Below are 15,824 nucleotides of genomic sequence, written 5' to 3'. Positions count from 1 at the left end.
GGGGTCGGTGGGCCGGAGACGGGCTGCAGTCGGGCGAGTTCTCTGCGGTGGCGCTCGGCGAGCACCGCGGCGAGCACGTATTGCGGTGGTGCGCCGGGAGGTGGTGGCGGCGATATCTGGGCGACGACTTCGCCGGCGATTCGGTACGCCATCTGGTCGCGCAGCTGTGGGTCCAATTGCGTTACCCGCGAGAGGAACTGGCGGGCGAGCTCGGCCTGTTCGGGACGCAGCCCAGAGAGCTGCAGGGTCGACGCCCACCACGCGAGCTGAGGCGGCATCGGCGGGGGCGGTGACAGTCGCGGTGCCCGTTCACTGATCACCACGGTGCCTGCGAAGATGTCGCCGATCCGCTTTCCCTTCGCGGACACCAGGCTGCAGATCACCGCGGGCCCGCCGGTGAGCATCCAGATTTCGATCACGCCGGCCAGCGCACGAAACAACGCCTGACGAAAGCGTTCCGGGCTGCCGTCGTCGGACACCACCCGCAGTCCCAGCGCGAGCTTGCCCAATGAACGGCCCCTGGTGGTCGTCTCGAATATGGCCGGATACCCCACGATCGTCAACACCGTGAAGATGATCAATACCGACGCCGAAAGGGCCGGATCGAATTGGGTGAGCGTGGTGGCCCACAGCACGACGCCGGTGATGTAGAGGATGAAGACCACGGTGACGTCGATGATCGCCGACAGCGCACGGACCGGCAGCTGGGCGATCTGAACATCGAGGACCACCGCGTCGCCGGTCACCACTGGTTCTTGCTGGCTGACCATTCCGCCACGCTACTAGGATTCGTGGGGTGGATGTCGACGCGTTCGTGGTGGCGCATCGTCCGACGTGGGAGCGGCTGGAGCAGCTGCTCAAGCGGCGGCGCAAGCTGACCGGCGACGAGGTCGACGAACTGGTCGATCTTTACCAGCGGGTGTCCACCCACCTGTCGATGGTGCGCAGCTCGTCCACCGACGCGGTCCTTGTCGGGCGGCTGTCGGGTCTGGTCGCGCGGGCACGCTCGGTCGTGACCGGTGCGCACGCACCGCTGTGGAGTGAATTCGCCAGGTTCTGGACGGTGTCATTCCCGGTGGTCGCGTATCGCTTGTGGCGATGGTGGCTCGGAACGGCCATCGCGTTTCTCTTCGTCACCGCGCTGATCGCGCTGTGGGTGTCGGGCAACCAGGATGTGCAGGGCGCCCTCAAAACACCAAGCGAGATCGAGCAATTGGTGAACAACGATTTCGCCGCCTACTACAGCGAACACCCCGCCGCATCGTTCGGGCTTCAGGTGTGGCTCAACAACTCATGGGTTGCCGCGCAATGCATCGGGTTCGCGATCCTGCTCGGTATCCCGATCCCCTACATTCTGTTCCAGAACGCCCTCAATCTCGGTGTCATCGCGGGTTTCATGTTCGATGCGGACAAGGGCGACGTCTTCCTCGGCCTGCTCACCCCGCACGGCCTGATCGAACTGACCGCGGTGTTCTTGGCTGCGGCGGTGGGCATGCGGCTCGGTTGGTCGGTGGTGTCGCCGGGTCACCGGCCGCGCACACAGGTGCTGGCGGAACAAGGCCGGGCCGTGGTCGCGGTCGCGGGCGGTCTGATCGTCGTACTGCTGGTGGCCGGGCTGATCGAGTCGTTGGTGACGCCGTCGGGGTTACCGACGTTCGCGCGCATCGCCATCGGTGTGGCCGCCGAGGTCGGGTTCCTCGCGTACGTGATCTATTTCGGCCGCAGGGGTGTCGCTGCGGGGGAGTCCGGCGACATCACCGACGCACCGGACGTGGTGCCGACGCGCTAAAGTCTGCCGCTGGCTTTCATCGCGAGGTAGTGGTCTGCCAGTGCGGGCGCCAGTTCGTCCGGCGGCGCGTCAACGACGTCGACGCCGGCCGCCCGAAGCCGCGACGCCATCGAGCGCCTGTCGTTGCGCGCACGTTCGGCCGCCGCCGCGTCGTAAACCTCGGCGGCGTCCGCTCGACCCGCCGCCATCGCGTCCACCCGTGGATCGGCGACGGCGGCCAGCAGAACCTGGTGCTTGGCGGACAACTGGGGCAGGACCGCCATCAGGCCTTCGTCGAGCGCGGAGGCGTTCAGGTCGGTGAGCAGTACCACCAGTGCGCGGCGGCGCACGCGACGCTGTATCGCTGCCACCATCGCCCTGGCGTCGGACTCGATCAGGGCAGGTTCCAGCGGAGCCATCGCGCCGACGAGTTGCGCGAGAAGTTCAGTGCGCGAGGCATTGAACAGGCCCGCCCGGGTGACTCGGTCGTGAGCGAGGAAATCGACGTGATCGCCCGCCCGCGCTGCGAGCGCCGCCAGCAGCAGCGCGGCATCCATGGACCAGTCCAGCCGCGGCCAGCCGCCGGGGTCGTTGGCAGTGGGGTCCACGCCGACGCGGCCGGCCGACGTGCGACCGGTGTCCAAAACGATCACCACCCGCCGGTCCCGCTCCGGTCGCCACGTCCGCACCACGACGTCGGCTCGTCTTGCGGTGGCGCGCCAGTCGATCGACCTGACGTCGTCGCCGATCACATACTCGCGCAACGAGTCGAACTCGGTGCCCTGACCGCGGATCAGCGCCGCCGTATTGCCTTCCAGTTCACGAAGTCTGGCTAGACGTGAGGGCAGGTGCTTACGTGAAAGGAACGGTGGGAGGATCCGGATCTGCCAGGGCACCCGGTGCGAGCTCTGCCTGCCGGCAAGCCCCAACGGCCCGATCGACCTGGCCGTCACCACGGCTGATCGCTGATCACCCCTGCGCACCGGTCGCAGCGTGGTGACGAGGTGAACCCGTTGTGCCGAAGGGGTATTCACGGTGTGCATCCGGGGTTCGGCTCGCGCGCTCGGCGACCACGCATCGCGAATCTGACCTGTCAGGCGTCGTCGACCTGGATTCTCGACCTCCAGAATCGCGTCAACCGGCTGGCCCAACCTCGCCGCGGTGTCGCCGGATCGTACGAAGACAAGTCGTCGTGGGCTGGCGGCCATGGCCACATCGACTGCGAGAGCGCACACAAGTACACCCAGCAGGATGCCGAATGCCGTTGCCGGCCATGGCGCTAACGCGACCGGCAGCACAGAGATCAGCGCCACCAGGCCGACGCGGCCCGTCAGGATCACTAGCGGGGCGCCGGCACGGCCGAAAGAATTCCGTCCAGCACGCCGTCCGGATTGGCGCCCTCTAGTTCTGCTTCCGGCCGCAGTTGGATACGGTGGCGCAATGTCGGCCGCGCCATCGCCTTGACGTCGTCGGGGGTGACATAGTTTCGACCCGACAGCCACGCCCAGGATCGGGCCGTACCCAGGAGCGCGGTCGCCCCACGCGGTGACACGCCGAGCTGCAGTGCCGGTGAATGCCTTGTCGCACCGGCGATTTCGACGATGTAGCCGAGCACTTCGTCGGCGACGAGCACCTGCTGCACAGCGGCGCGCCCCGCGGCCAACTCCGCGGGCCCGGCGACGGGTCGCACGGCGGACAGGTCGCGAGGGTCGAAGCCGCGCGCGTGCCGGTCGAGGACCATGATCTCCTGGTCCCGCGGCGGCAGAGGAACGTTGAGCTTGAGCAGGAACCGGTCGAGCTGGGCTTCCGGCAGCTGATAGGTGCCCTCGTACTCGATCGGATTCTGCGTCGCGGCGACGATGAACGGGTCGGGCAGCGGCCGCGGTTCGCCGTCAACGCTGACCTGCCGCTCCTCCATCGCCTCCAGCAGCGCGGCCTGAGTCTTGGGTGGTGTCCGGTTGATTTCGTCGGCCAGCAGGAGGTTGGTGAATACCGGACCGGAGCGGAATTCGAATTCGGCTGTGCGGGCGTCGTATACGAGCGAACCAGTGACGTCGCCGGGCATCAGGTCGGGGGTGAACTGAACGCGCTTGAACTCCAGTTGCAGCGCGGCCGCTAGCGTGCGCACCAAAAGGGTCTTGGCGACGCCCGGCACCCCCTCCAACAGCACGTGCCCTCGGCACAGCAGTGCGATCACCAGGCCGCTGACCACTGCTTCCTGTCCGACTACCGCCTTGGCGATCTCGGTGCGCAAGGCCAGCAGCGCATTTCGCGCTGAATCACCCGGCGTTGCGGCGCCGGTGTTCTGAGGAGTGTGATGTGACGGGGGCTGAGTCACGATTGTGCGACCTGCCTTTCGATGTTGTCGAGTTCACGGGCGAGATTGACCAAGTCGTCGTCGCTTACCGGTGGTGGACCGAACAGGGTGTGCGCCAACGTCTGCGCATGCGCTCCACTGCGCTGCGCCACCGCCGAGACGATAGTCGGCGGCTCGGCGTTGTTGGAGAGGCCGAGGCGGGGCAACATCCGCTGTAGCGCTGCGGTGCGCAGGGCCGTCGCGGCGCGGTCGCGAGCGCGCCGGGAGCGGTAGAGCCTGCCGCGACCTTCGACCGTTTCGGATGCGCGCACGACTACGGGCATCCGCTCTGCGACAAGCGGACCCAAACGTCTGCCCTGCCACACCGCGACAAGCGCGATCGCCAGGCACAGCTGGATGACGATCCATCGCACCGCAGGCGGAATGAGGTCAGAGATTTCTGCGCCCGCATCGGATTCGCCCTGCCGCTGCTGCGGTGTGTACCAGATCACTCGCGGGTTGGTACCGGCAAGGTTCATGGCGAGCGCGGCGTTGCCGGCCGTCAAGAGCCCTTCGTTGGTCATGAATTCACCGGCGCCGACGACCGTGACGGTTCGTCCTTCGTCGGTGTACCGGACCAGCGCGCCGTCGTAGCAGCTGGTGATCGGGAAATCGTCGATCGACTCGTACTCGTCGCTCATATCGAGCCGAACCTTGCCGGCGCGGTTGGCCTCCCGCAGGTCGCAGCCTGGCTCGGAACCGCCGAATGGCACCGACCCGGCAACACCGATATGGGGTGCCAGCGCTTCACGGGTACTCGACGTCGGTGCCACCAGGAGGCGGTCGCCGGGCAGGTCACCGAGGCGCCGCAGCACGTCGTTGTCGAGCAGGTGCAGCGTCTGCAGCACGACGATGAGTGTGTCGGGCCGCGCGGCACGTTCGGCGGCGGCGATATCCGGTGCCTCGACGACATCGACGCCGTGCTCGCGCAGCAGAGTGACCAATGCATGCGTGCCGTCGCGGGACGTGGACGCGGGATCCATCGGGCCGCCGAGCCGCGGCGCGGTCAGGTAGGTGGTCAAAGTGGCGATGGCAATGATGACGACGAGTGCCAACAGCACCCACCGTGCGGCGCCCCACCGCTGAGTCAACGTAGGTCCGATGACCGAATGAGTCTGTCGTTCGCCGGCTTTGAGCGAAGGTGTCATCGGACCTCCACCCAACTGTCCGTCGTCGCCGCGACCGGGGTGGCGTCGGCGCTCGCCGCAGAGTTGGACCTCAGATGTTCGTCGAGATCGGCGATCACCCGGTAGGCGGACTCCGTCCCGGGTCGTTCGCCATACGTGACGTCGTTGAAAGCGACTGCAGCCTGGGTCAATTCGGCAGCACGCGCAGGTAGCGCGTTACCGGCGTCGCGCGCGAGTTCGGTGGCCGTCCGGCCGGGAATGGCGTCCAGCACGCCGGAGTCCTCGAGCTGGCGGGCGACGGCTCGGAGCCGATGACGGATGGCCGCAGCCCAGTTTCCGGTGGCGGCATACTGCTCGGCGGTGGCTCGGTGCTGCGCGGCGCTGAGTTGGTGTTCGCCGAACAAGGCGTAGCGGTCGCCCCGGTTGGTCCGCATCGTGCGCCGCGCGATCCGTATCGCGACGACGAGCACGACCACCAGGATGATCAACAGAACGGAGAGCGTGAACCAACCGCCGGGGAGCCGAGATCCGGCCTCGGTGAGTCGGTACACCAGTTCGTTGATCCACTCGAGGAGACGTTCGGTCAGAGTCGGCTTCGGGTAGATCGGCTTTTGCAGTTCGCGTTGCGCGGCGTCGTGGGCGGCATCGCTGTCGATGTCTATCGTGGGCACGTCAGGCTTGGCGGGTCAGCCACAGATTGTCAGTGGAATCGGATGGCGAAGCTGGGCCGTACGCTGCACCCATCTGCAGCACGAGGTCGAAAGCCTCGGCCCGAATCCGACGGTCGGTGTACAGCAGCACGATGACGCCTGCGGTGAACGGGGCGGTGATGATCTGGGCGATGACACCGCCCACCGACAACAGCACGAAGGCCAGCAGCGTCATCGCCGTGGACGACGACCCCATCAGGAGGAATTGGCCGCCGACACTGAACGGGACCGTCACTGCACCTGCGATGAACTGAACGGCGACCGTGGCGAGAAGCAGGATTCCGAACACGCGCCAGAAATCGTTCCTCACCAACCTGAATGACCGCTCGATGGCCGCGAGGATGCCGAGGCGCTCCAACACGATCAGCGCGGGCGCGAAGGCCAAATTCACCCAGAGGTAGATCAGCGCGGCCACCAGGAAAAGAACCAGCGGTATGCCGACGATCACCGCAGCGGTGACATTGGCCGCGGCGCCGATCGCGAAGATGAGGCCGACGACGACAGCGACCAGTACCACCACGCCGACGGCTTGGAGAAGCGCCAAGCCGATCAGGGCCCAGACCCGACCCTTGAGCCGACGCCATGCCTCCCCGATGGTGATGCCGGCACCGAACACGGACCGACCGACGACGACAGTGAGCATCCCGCTCAGCAGGATCGCGGTGAACCAGGTCGCTGCGCCGCCCGCCAGACTCGACAGCGTCGAGCCGAGCAGGATGCCGGTCGATGCCGTCGACATTCCTTCAGCGTTGAACGCCCCGGCGAGCTGCCCGGTGGCGGCGAGTGGACCAACCGATAGCACGAGCGCCAGGAGCTGGGTCGTGATGACGACGATCGTGGTGAAGCCCAGCGTCGCCTTCGGGTTGGCGCGGATGTAGGCAACCGCGCCGTTGAAGATGTCGGACAGCGTCAGCGGCCGCAGCGGGATGACGCCCGGCTTGAGGGCCGGCGGCATGGGCGGTGCGCCGTATCCGTACCCCTGCGGCGGGTACCCAGGAGGAGGCCCGTACCCAGGAGGTGCGTAGCCAGGAGGAGGTCCGTACGCGGGTGGGGGCATCCAGCCCGGCGGCGGATAACCCGTTGGCGGCTGCCCGGGCATACCGGAACTGCCCGCCTCGGTGCTCATGGCCACCATCCTGTCGATCACTGTGCGAATTGACAACGTGCTCCCACCACCGTGGCAGCTGCGAGACCGTCGCTACGGTGGCCGTATGTCGACTGAGATCACAGTGCGGGGCGCCTTTTCTGCCTTTCGCCCCGCCGAGCGCGGGACCGTCCACGCCACCGTTGCCTACGAGGGGCCGGAGATGGAGCCGGTGTACGCCAGAGTCGCCACTGACTTGGCGGAACTGAAGAGCTCGATCGTCGCGCTCGAGGAGCAGTACGCCGTCACCTGGTGGTCCGCCGACCAGTTGCGCACCTGGTCGAACCGGCCATGGAACGACGAAGGAAAGCAGCTTCCGCTTGTGCATCATGCGTCCGTCAGTGTCGAGGCGAAGTTCCGTGACTTCGCCGCGCTATCGCGCTGGGTTGGGGAGCACGATGCTGCGATCGAGGGATTTCGGACGTCGAGAGTCGAGTGGGCGCTGACCGCAGTGCAGCGGGACGCGATGCTCATCGACGTCCGCACCCGGGCGGTGAGCGATGCGGTCAGCCGCGCGCAGCAGTACGCCGACGCGCTCGGTCTTGGCCCCGTCGCACCGGTCGCCGTCGCGGACTCCGGAATGCTGAACGCCAGTCACGAGAGTGGGCCACACGCGGCCATGCGGGTGATGGCGGCGCCAGGTGGCGGTCCGGTCGTCGAACTCGTGCCCAAGCACATAGAGGTGTCGGCGACCGTCGAGGCGCGGTTCGTCGCGGGACCGACAGCGTAGGTTTGCGACATGCCCGAAACGCCAGAACTCAAGGCGCGATTGCGCTCGGACCTCACCGCGGCGATGAAGTCGCAGGACAAGCTGCGGACTGCGACGCTGCGGATGCTGCTCGCGGCGATCCAGACTGAGGAAGTGTCAGGCAAAGGGGCGCGAGAGCTGTCCGATGCCGACGTGATGAAAGTGCTCTCCAAGGAAGCCAAGAAGCGCGCAGAGGCTGCGGAGATCTACACCCAGAATGGGCGCGGTGAGCTCGCCGCCAACGAGCACGCCGAGGCGCGTGTCATCGACGAGTATCTGCCCACTCCGCTCAGCGACGCTGAAGTGGCCAACGTGGTCGACACCGCCATCGCCCAGGTGGCTGAGGAGATCGGTGAGCGGCCCGGTATGAAGCAGATGGGCCAGGTGATGAAGGCCGCAACCGCCATCGCCGCCGGTAAGGCCGACGGCTCCCGGCTCTCTGCGGCGGTCAAGGCCCGGTTGTAGCCGTTTCGGCGTCACGCACCCGGGTACCCGAATGCCATGACGCGTTTCGGCTACACCCTCATGACCGAACAGAGCGGACCTAAAGATCTTGTCCGTTATGCCGTTTCGGCGGAACGTGCGGGCTTCGACTTCGAGGTTTCGTCGGATCACTATTTCCCGTGGCTGTCGTCACAGGGGCACGCGCCCTATGCGTGGTCGGTGCTCGGTGCGGTGGCCCACGCGACCGAACAGGTCGAGCTGCTCACCTACGTCACCTGTCCGACGATGCGCTACCACCCCGCCGTCGTCGCGCAGAAGGCCGCCACCATGCAGATCCTCGCCGACGGCCGGTTCACCCTCGGCCTCGGCAGTGGCGAGAACCTCAACGAACACGTCGTCGGGAAGCGCTGGCCGACGGTGGCGCGGCGCCAGGAGATGCTGCGCGAAGCCATCCAGATCATCCGGGAGTTGTTCACCGGCGAGCTCGTCGATTGGAAGGGTGAGTATTTCGAGGTGGATTCCGCACGGCTCTGGGACATTCCAGACACGCCGGTGGCCATCGCTACCGCGGTATCCGGCGAGCGATCGGTGGAGACCTTCGCGCCGCTGTCCGATCATCTGATCGCCGTCGAGCCGAACAAGGATTTTGTCGACGCGTGGCACAAGGCCAGGCGCGCGACCGGGCTGCCCGGTCAGGTGCGAGTCATCGGTCAGATTCCGATCTGCTGGGATCCCGACCGCGACAAGGCAATCCGTCGAGCACACGATCAGTTCCGATGGTTCGGTGGCGGTTGGGCGGTCAATGCCGATCTGCCGACGACAGCCGGCTTCGACGGTGCCACCCAGTACGTGCGGCCTTCCGACGTTGCCGAGTCCATTCCATGTGGTCCGGATCTCGATGCGATCGTCGATGCGGTCCGCGATTATTGGGAGGCCGGATTCACCGATGTCGCCCTCGTTCAGATCGGCGACGAGAACCAAGATCTGTTCCTCAAGGAAGCTGCCGGATCACTGCTCGAGAAGCTCAGAAGCGAATCGAACTGAAAGGCGAAACATGCCAAAGGGCAGAGGAATTTACGACGACGAGTCGAAAGATGAATCGGAAGACACGTCGAAGAAGGGCGGCCGGCCGGGGCCGACCGACGAGGGTGGCGAGGGCGGTATGGCGACCCGAGAGAATACTCCCGACGTGGACGAATCTGCCGGTGAGCCGACTGCCTGACGGCTACTGAGCGTCGCGTCCCTGACGGCTCCGTCGATAGGCCGCTCGCCGGAAATCGGCGAGCCAACGGGGGAGCAGCTGGACGTCGCAATCGGTGTGTAAAGCGGGATCGAAGGCGATGTCGTCACAGCTGGGGTCGACGTGCCGCAGTGTCAGCCGGGCCAACGGCCGGAACTCCTGCCGAAACTCGGCCTGCTCTATGTCGAATTGGATTCCATCCGAATTGATTTCGCTCTCGATGGTGTCGAGGGCGAGGTCGTGAGTGCCGATCACGGTGGCAAGTCGAGCCCGCAACCACCACACGCGGCCGCGATACCGCAACGGCATCAGGCTGGAGAAAGTGGCGCCGGACCAGGACGCGACCGGTGCGAGGACGAAGCGACTGCGTGCGACGGTCGATGCCAGCAGCACATCCCAGGGACCGCACGACCGCAGATCCTGCGGCGGCGGGATACGGAACGCCAACCCCGCGATGTCTGGCCGGCCACCGGGAACTCCGATTCCTTTGGACACCCGTCCGATGACATCGCAGGACCGCATCGGCAGGCCTTCGCTGTCCAACGCCGTCCGTTCCAGGACCCCCTCAGCGAGCACGCCGACGGGATGAAAGAGGCGACGGCCGCGTACTGCGGCGCCGACCCGGACTGGGAAGGCCGTGACGTCAGATACCTGCACGCCCGTGGTGTGCCCAGTTCGACGTGCCACAAACCTGGTCGCCGCTGTTTAACACCCCGGATACGGGGCATTAATCCACGGCACTGCTGCCACCACAGCAGTGGACACCCTCCCGACACTGCGAGAAAGGCCCATGTGTGACAACCGCTTACACCGACGCGCCTGATGGATTGGTCGCATCGGCGGGCGTGTACGCCCCGCAAGAAGACAGCGAATTCCTCATCGACGTGATGGAAAAGTCCGGGCTGGCGCGCAAGCGTCGGGTGGCAGATCTGTGCACCGGTTCGGGTGTCGTGGGGATTGCTGCGGGCGCACAGGGAGCATCGCAGGTCACGGCATTCGACGTATGTTCGCGATCCGTCCGGTGCGCGAGGATGAACGTCTCGAGAGCGGGCGTCGACGTGGACGTCCACCTGGGTTCATGGGCGCGTGCCGCGGAGTTCGGCCCGTTCGACCTGGTGGTCTGCAATCCGCCGTACGTCCCACACGATCCCGACGCCCCATGTGCACCGATTCCGCCGGACGTCGCCGGTTCAGCGCGGGCATGGGATGCCGGCTACGACGGTCGCCTCGTTCTGGATCCGCTGTGCGCGGCGGTGCCCGATCTGCTGGCTCCCGGCGGCAGTTTCCTGGTGGTGCAGTCGGAGTTCGCTGTGCCCCGCAAAACACTTGCTGCGCTGGCCTCCGCCGGACTCGATGCGGAAGTAGTTGCCTACCAGTGGATTCCATTCGGTCCGGTGCTGGAGTCGCGGGCTGCCTGGCTGGAGGACACCGGCAGGCTGGAGCCAGGTCGGCGTGAAGAAGAGCTTGTCGTGATCAGGGCACAAAGACCATGACCGATGGGCAGAGGCGCACGGTGCGCATCGTCGATTCTGGGCCGGTGATGGTGGAGGGGCCGGTGCGTATCGAATTGCCCGACGGCGATGTCGTGGAATCCGACCGGTTCATGGTCGCGATCTGTACCTGCCGCCGCAGCAAGGATTATCCGATGTGCGACACCAGCCACCGGTGCCGTCCGAGCAGGAAAAGGTCAGTGCAGCGGTCGTCGTAGCGACGAGCGGCCCGCTTTCCAGCATTCCATCAGGTGATCGGCGAGACGGTCTTCGACAAGGTCGCGTGCCCTGATCCCGAACACGACATCTGCCTCCAAATGCGGCTCGCGCGCAACGAGATCTCCCACGACGTCGGTACGCACCACCTGTTCGTGCACGGCATCGGCCACGACATGTTCGGTGTAGAACGTCACGCACGGCTCAGGCGCGTCCATCCGCCGGAGCGCATCGGCGAGCCGCCGTGACCCCGGCGAGGATGTGATCTCGATAGACGCGAAATGGCCGACCGCTGCACCGCGAAGTTCGCGGTGCAGCCCGAACATCGACATCAGGTTGGTGGAGGCCAACGCGTCGGCGGAGACCTGGTCGAGGTAGGCCAGGTAGGAGGCATCGAGCCCGGCGGCGTCCATCAACTCGGCGTACAGGTGCTGGTGGACACGGTCGCCGCGCCCACCGCCGTACTCGTCGAATTCGACCGCCACGAAGGCGGCCTTCGCCAGTCCCGTCAGGCGGGGGATCGCGAATGCGTGAGGGTCGCCCTCCTTCAAGTGATACACCGAGCGATGCACGAAGTACTCCTGCATCTGCTCCCAGGTGCCTGTGTCGCGCAGGTAGTACGACGGGCCATTGCCGTCGGCGGGCTCCCGCGAAATGGCATCCATTTCCGCAGCGGCAGTGTCATCGGGAGTGATGTCGCCGACGTCGCGCCGAACGGCGTCGAGGAACACGTCCTCGAGGCGCCCACGCAAATGGAGCAACGCCGGATTCCATTCCCACCGCGGATTGACCGAGCGGAAACCGCGATAGTGCAGCTCGTAGCAGATACACAGCGCGAGCTGCAGGTCGAGCCCGTACGGATCGGCTTCATAGATGGGAACGTCGAGCGGACGCGCGGACAGGGCTGGACGCCGACGGGAAAGGGCGTCCAGTACGGTCGCGGACACCGGGCCGGCGGCGCGCGGGAGGGCAGGTTCGACCACAGTCGATGGCAACGTCACAAGCCATAATTCCCGAGGGCAGTACTGACCAAACCTGCAAGCAGGGGGGATCTCGACGGCGGGCGCGCGCTCAAGCCACCGCTTCGTCGCTCACGACTTCCTTTGTCTGACTCCGCCGTCTGAGGATGGACCCGACCTTGCCGACCAGTTCTTCGAAGCGGGTTGACCCGAGCCGGGAGAATGACGCGACAAAGTCGTAGCAGCGGGTTGGTGCAACCCGGGAGAGGATGTCGAACAGGTGGGCATCGGGTCCGATGAGGATGCGCGCCTTACCCCGCTCTACACCCCGGTGGATGACCTCGGCGGCCTTGCCTGGCTCGGTCATCGTGACCGCCGCGAACTGCTCCGCCATCTGGTCCAGGCTGGGACCGTCGGGGACCGTGCGGATACGCGCATTGCGCACGATGTTGGTATCGACTCCGCCCGGGTGCACGGTCACGGCCGTGACCCCGGTGCCCCGAAGTTCGTGCCGCAGCGAATCGGTGAAGCCGCGCACCGCGAACTTCGCTGAGCAGTAAGCACTTTGGTTCGGCACACTCATGAGTCCGTAGACGCTCGAGGTGTTGACGATGACGCCTTCGTCCTGCTCGACGAGGATGGGCAAAAACGCCCGCGTTCCGTTGACGACACCACCGAAGTTGATGTCCCATAACCAGGCGTCGTCCTCCGGTACCCCGTCGAGGACAGTGGAGGCGACCGCCACACCGGCGTTGTTGAACACCGCGGCGATCGGGGTCGGCGCCCACTCCCGGACTTCTGCGGCGAAGTCGCGCTGCGCTTGGGCATCGCGGACATCGAGCACACGCAAAAGGGTGGGTCCGCGCAGCAAGGCCTCCGTCTCCCTCAGCCCGTTCTCATCGACGTCGGCGATGGCGACCGCGCAGCCGTGCGCCGAAAGGCGTCGCGCCAGAGCACGTCCGATACCCGATGCCGCACCGGTGATGACGACGGTGCGGCCGCTGATCGTGCGCTTGGAACGACTCATAGTGCTTGCTCCTCGACTTGCGTACGGGCAGCGGACCGTAGCGGTCAGGGCCCGTTACCTGCGACGACGCGAGTCGGGGTGGCGGGATTCGAACCCACGACCTCTTCGTCCCGAACGAAGCACGCTACCAAGCTGCGCCACACCCCGCGTGAAGCCACGACAGCGTATCGCACCGGCAGGGTGCGACACCAAACGCCGACGGCCGACCATGAGGCGCACGTCACGACACGCCGAGGGATGCATATGGGTTGTCGGTGGCGTTATGCACACTGACGGAAGAAACCGACTAAGTGAGGCGAGAAATGACTGGGCTTGGCGCATCCATATATCTGGGATTCTTTGCCCTAGCCGCGCTGTGGCTTTTCCTGACCTCCGACGGGCCCCTCACGGGTCGATCCGACGATCAGGGCCAGCGGCCGGAGCGTTCGAATTCGACCAGGACCTCGGCCCATTCCGAGGGTTCCAGCCCGTGGCTGGTCAGCCAGTCGTCGCAGAAGTAGGTGTCTGCGTAGCGGTCGCCGCTGTCGGCGAGCAGAGTCACCACTGACCCGCTGCGCCCATTGGCGACCATTTCGGCCAGCAACGCGAAAGCTCCCCACAGATTCGTACCGGTAGACGGACCGACCCGTCGGCCCAGGACCGCACTCATATGCCGCGCCGCCGCCACCGACGCCGAGTCCGGCACGACGACCATGCGATCCACCACGTCCGGCAGAAACGACGGCTCCACCCGTGGGCGGCCGATGCCCTCGATTCGAGACGACATTCCCGTCACGACGTCGCTGCGGCCCTGCGCGTAGGAAGGGAAGAACGCCGAGTTCTCCGGATCGACGACGCACAACTTCGTCGCGTAGCGGCGATACCGGATGAACCGGCCGATCGTCGCACTGGTGCCACCGGTGCCCGCGCCGACCACGACCCAGTCGGGAATCGGATGGTTCTCGTCGCGCATCTGGTCGAAGATCGACTCGGCGATGTTGTTGTTGCCGCGCCAATCGGTGGCACGTTCGGCATTGGTGAACTGGTCGAGGTAGTGGCCGCCAGTCTCGAATGCCAGCCGTTCGGCCTCGGAATAGACCTGCGACGACTCGGCGACGAAATGGCAACGGCCACCTTGGGATTCGATCAGCGCGACCTTACTCGCACTGGTTGACGACGGCATCACTGCGATGAACGGCAGACCCAGCAGTGCCGCGAAATATGCCTCCGACACCGCCGTCGATCCCGACGACGCCTCGATGACGGTGGTGTTCTCGTCGATCCAGCCATTGCACAACCCGTACAGGAACAATGACCGCGCCAGCCGATGCTTGAGGCTGCCGGTGATGTGTGTGGTCTCGTCCTTGAGGTAGAGCTCGACGTCAACGCTGTCGCACCAGGCGGCAGGCAAGGGATAGCGCAGGAGATGGGTGTCGGCGCTGCGGCGCGCGTCGGCCTCGATCAGCCGGACCGCGTTGTCCACCCACGCGCGTGGCCGGCCCCGGCTGACGTCCGATGCTGCGTTCACCTCGTCATCGCGGCCGCCGACAATGCTATTCGCTCAGCGCACCGAGACGCTCGGGTGTGACTGGCCCGCCTGGATGCCGGTGTAGTAGCCCCCGATCGGCGCGGCAATCAACGTCAACAAGGTGGCCTCGGGCCGGCAGCAGAACCGCACGGGCGCATATGGCGACGTGCCGATTCCCGCGGAGACATGCAGCTGCGTGTGGGCACCCCACTGCGACACGCCCTTGGCCCGCGACCGGTCCAGATCGCAATTGGTGACGACGGCGCCGTAGAACGGCAAGCACAGCTGGCCGCCATGGGTGTGGCCGGCCATGATCAGCTGGTAGCCGTCGGAGGCGAAGCGGTCCAGCACCCGCGGCTCAGGCGAATGGGTCAGGCCCAGCCGCAGATTGACCGCGGGGTTGGCGGCACCGGCGATCGTCTCGTAGCGGTCACGCTTCAGGTGCGGGTCATCGACGCCTGCGGCCGCGATCAGCAGGCCGCCCACCTCGAACTCGCGCCGGGTGTGCGTCATGTCCAACCAACCGCGCTCGGTGAACGCCGCCCGGAGGTCCTGCCAGGGCAGCGGCTCGCCGTGGAGGCGGCGGGTCGGATTGGTCACATAGTTCAGCGGGTTCTTCGGCTTGGGAGCGAAGTAGTCGTTGCTCCCGAACACGAACACCCCGGGCACCCCGAGCAGGTCGCCCAGTGCCTGCACGACTGCGGGCACGGCTTTGGGGTGAGACAGGTTGTCGCCGGTGTTGACGACCAGGTCCGGCTCCAGGCGGGCCAGCTCACGCAGCCAGTCCTGCTTGCGGCGCTGTGTCGGGCGCATGTGGATGTCACTGATGTGCAGCACCTTCAGCGGCGATGATCCCGGCGAGAGCACCGGCATCGTCACTTCGCGGACGGCAAATGCATTGCGCTCGATGAGCGACGCATAGCCGACTCCCGCGACCAGTGAACCGGCGGCGACGACTGCGGAATTCTTCAGGATCGAAGACGCGGACATGCAGCAGAGCTTACTGCCCGCCCGTCGTTCATACCGATTTCACCGGCCTCCGCGTGGGCCAGACCACAGCAGGGTTACGGCGGTGGTGGCGGTGGTGG

General features: G+C 66.1%; 18 protein-coding genes and 1 tRNA gene. 7 read left to right on the top strand and 12 right to left on the bottom strand.

Features of this window, described 5'->3' with window-relative positions:
* A partial coding sequence (locus CSQ99_RS29520; protein WP_099042528.1) for an RDD family protein occupies positions 1–770 on the bottom strand: 770 nt, incomplete at its 3' end.
* 26 nt (positions 771–796) lie between these two features.
* Between CSQ99_RS29520 and CSQ99_RS29515 the strand changes: the two genes are divergently transcribed.
* On the top strand, positions 797–1,789 hold the full coding sequence (locus CSQ99_RS29515) for a stage II sporulation protein M (protein WP_099042527.1): 993 nt from the start codon (positions 797–799) through the stop codon (positions 1,787–1,789).
* On the opposite strand, the gene CSQ99_RS29510 is transcribed toward CSQ99_RS29515, so the two are convergent.
* The 5 genes from CSQ99_RS29510 to CSQ99_RS29490 are packed head-to-tail and all read right to left on the bottom strand — an operon-like array spanning position 1,786 to position 7,087.
* Complete coding sequence (locus CSQ99_RS29510; RefSeq protein WP_099042526.1) at positions 1,786–3,108, bottom strand: DUF58 domain-containing protein; 1,323 nt, start codon at positions 3,106–3,108, stop codon at positions 1,786–1,788. The two genes, CSQ99_RS29515 and CSQ99_RS29510, sit on opposite strands and share 4 nt — an antisense overlap.
* Complete coding sequence (locus CSQ99_RS29505) at positions 3,108–4,109, bottom strand: AAA family ATPase (protein WP_425437894.1); 1,002 nt, start codon at positions 4,107–4,109, stop codon at positions 3,108–3,110. Before CSQ99_RS29505 ends, CSQ99_RS29510 begins: the two co-directional genes overlap by 1 nt.
* Positions 4,103–5,272, bottom strand: coding sequence for a DUF4350 domain-containing protein (locus tag CSQ99_RS29500; RefSeq protein ID WP_099042524.1), 1,170 nt, complete (start codon positions 5,270–5,272; stop codon positions 4,103–4,105). Before CSQ99_RS29500 ends, CSQ99_RS29505 begins: the two co-directional genes overlap by 7 nt.
* Positions 5,269–5,922, bottom strand: a complete 654-nt coding sequence (locus CSQ99_RS29495; protein ID WP_099042523.1) for a DUF4129 domain-containing protein — start codon at positions 5,920–5,922, stop codon at positions 5,269–5,271. Before CSQ99_RS29495 ends, CSQ99_RS29500 begins: the two co-directional genes overlap by 4 nt.
* 1 nt (position 5,923) lies before the next feature.
* A complete protein-coding gene (locus CSQ99_RS29490; protein ID WP_176561288.1) occupies positions 5,924–7,087 on the bottom strand; it encodes a DUF7847 domain-containing protein in 1,164 nt (387 codons plus the stop codon).
* Between the two features lie 85 nt (positions 7,088–7,172).
* Here CSQ99_RS29490 and CSQ99_RS29485 point away from each other — a divergent pair, with 85 nt between their 5' ends.
* From CSQ99_RS29485 to CSQ99_RS31115, 4 genes are read left to right on the top strand one after another with little or no spacing between them, the layout of a single operon-like run.
* Positions 7,173–7,835, top strand: a complete 663-nt coding sequence (locus CSQ99_RS29485; RefSeq protein WP_099042530.1) for an SIMPL domain-containing protein — start codon at positions 7,173–7,175, stop codon at positions 7,833–7,835.
* Between the two features lie 9 nt (positions 7,836–7,844).
* On the top strand, positions 7,845–8,318 hold the full coding sequence (locus CSQ99_RS29480; protein ID WP_099042522.1) for a GatB/YqeY domain-containing protein: 474 nt from the start codon (positions 7,845–7,847) through the stop codon (positions 8,316–8,318).
* A 36-nt stretch (positions 8,319–8,354) separates the two neighbouring features.
* Entirely contained in the window at positions 8,355–9,341 is a 987-nt protein-coding gene (locus CSQ99_RS29475; protein ID WP_099042521.1) for an LLM class F420-dependent oxidoreductase, read from the top strand.
* A gap of 10 nt (positions 9,342–9,351) precedes the next feature.
* A complete protein-coding gene (locus CSQ99_RS31115) occupies positions 9,352–9,519 on the top strand; it encodes a hypothetical protein (RefSeq protein ID WP_176561287.1) in 168 nt (55 codons plus the stop codon).
* Between the two features lie 3 nt (positions 9,520–9,522).
* Here CSQ99_RS31115 and CSQ99_RS29470 read toward each other — a convergent pair whose 3' ends face one another.
* Positions 9,523–10,194, bottom strand: coding sequence for a phosphodiesterase (locus CSQ99_RS29470; protein WP_099042520.1), 672 nt, complete (start codon positions 10,192–10,194; stop codon positions 9,523–9,525).
* 137 nt (positions 10,195–10,331) lie between these two features.
* On the opposite strand from CSQ99_RS29470, the gene CSQ99_RS29465 reads away from it, so the two are divergent.
* Together CSQ99_RS29465 and CSQ99_RS29460 are read left to right on the top strand one after the other, a co-directional pair.
* Complete coding sequence (locus tag CSQ99_RS29465) at positions 10,332–11,030, top strand: class I SAM-dependent methyltransferase (RefSeq protein ID WP_099042519.1); 699 nt, start codon at positions 10,332–10,334, stop codon at positions 11,028–11,030.
* Positions 11,027–11,245, top strand: a complete 219-nt coding sequence (locus CSQ99_RS29460) for a CDGSH iron-sulfur domain-containing protein (RefSeq protein WP_099042518.1) — start codon at positions 11,027–11,029, stop codon at positions 11,243–11,245. Before CSQ99_RS29465 ends, CSQ99_RS29460 begins: the two co-directional genes overlap by 4 nt.
* Here CSQ99_RS29460 and CSQ99_RS29455 read toward each other — a convergent pair.
* The 5 genes from CSQ99_RS29455 to CSQ99_RS29430 all read right to left on the bottom strand — a co-directional run bounded on the left by CSQ99_RS29455 (position 11,225) and on the right by CSQ99_RS29430 (position 15,726).
* Positions 11,225–12,244, bottom strand: a complete 1,020-nt coding sequence (locus CSQ99_RS29455; protein ID WP_099042517.1) for an iron-containing redox enzyme family protein — start codon at positions 12,242–12,244, stop codon at positions 11,225–11,227. The genes CSQ99_RS29460 and CSQ99_RS29455 overlap by 21 nt on opposite strands.
* A 70-nt stretch (positions 12,245–12,314) precedes the next feature.
* Positions 12,315–13,229, bottom strand: a complete 915-nt coding sequence (locus CSQ99_RS29450; RefSeq protein WP_099042516.1) for an SDR family NAD(P)-dependent oxidoreductase — start codon at positions 13,227–13,229, stop codon at positions 12,315–12,317.
* Positions 13,230–13,302: 73 nt separating this feature from the next.
* A tRNA-Pro gene (locus tag CSQ99_RS29445) sits at positions 13,303–13,376 on the bottom strand.
* Positions 13,377–13,632: 256 nt separating this feature from the next.
* Complete coding sequence (gene cds1 / locus CSQ99_RS29435; protein WP_218014629.1) at positions 13,633–14,736, bottom strand: L-cysteine desulfhydrase Cds1; 1,104 nt, start codon at positions 14,734–14,736, stop codon at positions 13,633–13,635.
* A 33-nt stretch (positions 14,737–14,769) separates the two neighbouring features.
* Complete coding sequence (locus CSQ99_RS29430) at positions 14,770–15,726, bottom strand: metallophosphoesterase (RefSeq protein WP_099042514.1); 957 nt, start codon at positions 15,724–15,726, stop codon at positions 14,770–14,772.
* Positions 15,727–15,824: the final 98 nt, after the last annotated feature.

Source organism: Mycobacterium neglectum (genome assembly GCF_002591975.1).
Lineage (GTDB): Bacteria > Actinomycetota > Actinomycetes > Mycobacteriales > Mycobacteriaceae > Mycobacterium > Mycobacterium neglectum.
The sequence above is the reverse complement of the archived record's forward strand: the minus strand, read 5'-3'. Positions and strand labels throughout refer to the sequence as shown.

Coding starts and splice junctions, on each gene's coding strand:
- CSQ99_RS29500 (WP_099042524.1), bottom strand. CDS start 5,272: ATGACACCTTCGCTCAAAGCCGGCGAACGACAGACTCATTCGGTCATC.
- CSQ99_RS29490 (WP_176561288.1), bottom strand. CDS start 7,087: ATGAGCACCGAGGCGGGCAGTTCCGGTATGCCCGGGCAGCCGCCAACG.
- CSQ99_RS29485 (WP_099042530.1), top strand. CDS start 7,173: ATGTCGACTGAGATCACAGTGCGGGGCGCCTTTTCTGCCTTTCGCCCC.
- CSQ99_RS29480 (WP_099042522.1), top strand. CDS start 7,845: ATGCCCGAAACGCCAGAACTCAAGGCGCGATTGCGCTCGGACCTCACC.
- CSQ99_RS29475 (WP_099042521.1), top strand. CDS start 8,355: ATGACGCGTTTCGGCTACACCCTCATGACCGAACAGAGCGGACCTAAA.
- CSQ99_RS31115 (WP_176561287.1), top strand. CDS start 9,352: ATGCCAAAGGGCAGAGGAATTTACGACGACGAGTCGAAAGATGAATCG.
- CSQ99_RS29460 (WP_099042518.1), top strand. CDS start 11,027: ATGACCGATGGGCAGAGGCGCACGGTGCGCATCGTCGATTCTGGGCCG.
- CSQ99_RS29450 (WP_099042516.1), bottom strand. CDS start 13,229: ATGAGTCGTTCCAAGCGCACGATCAGCGGCCGCACCGTCGTCATCACC.
- CSQ99_RS29430 (WP_099042514.1), bottom strand. CDS start 15,726: ATGTCCGCGTCTTCGATCCTGAAGAATTCCGCAGTCGTCGCCGCCGGT.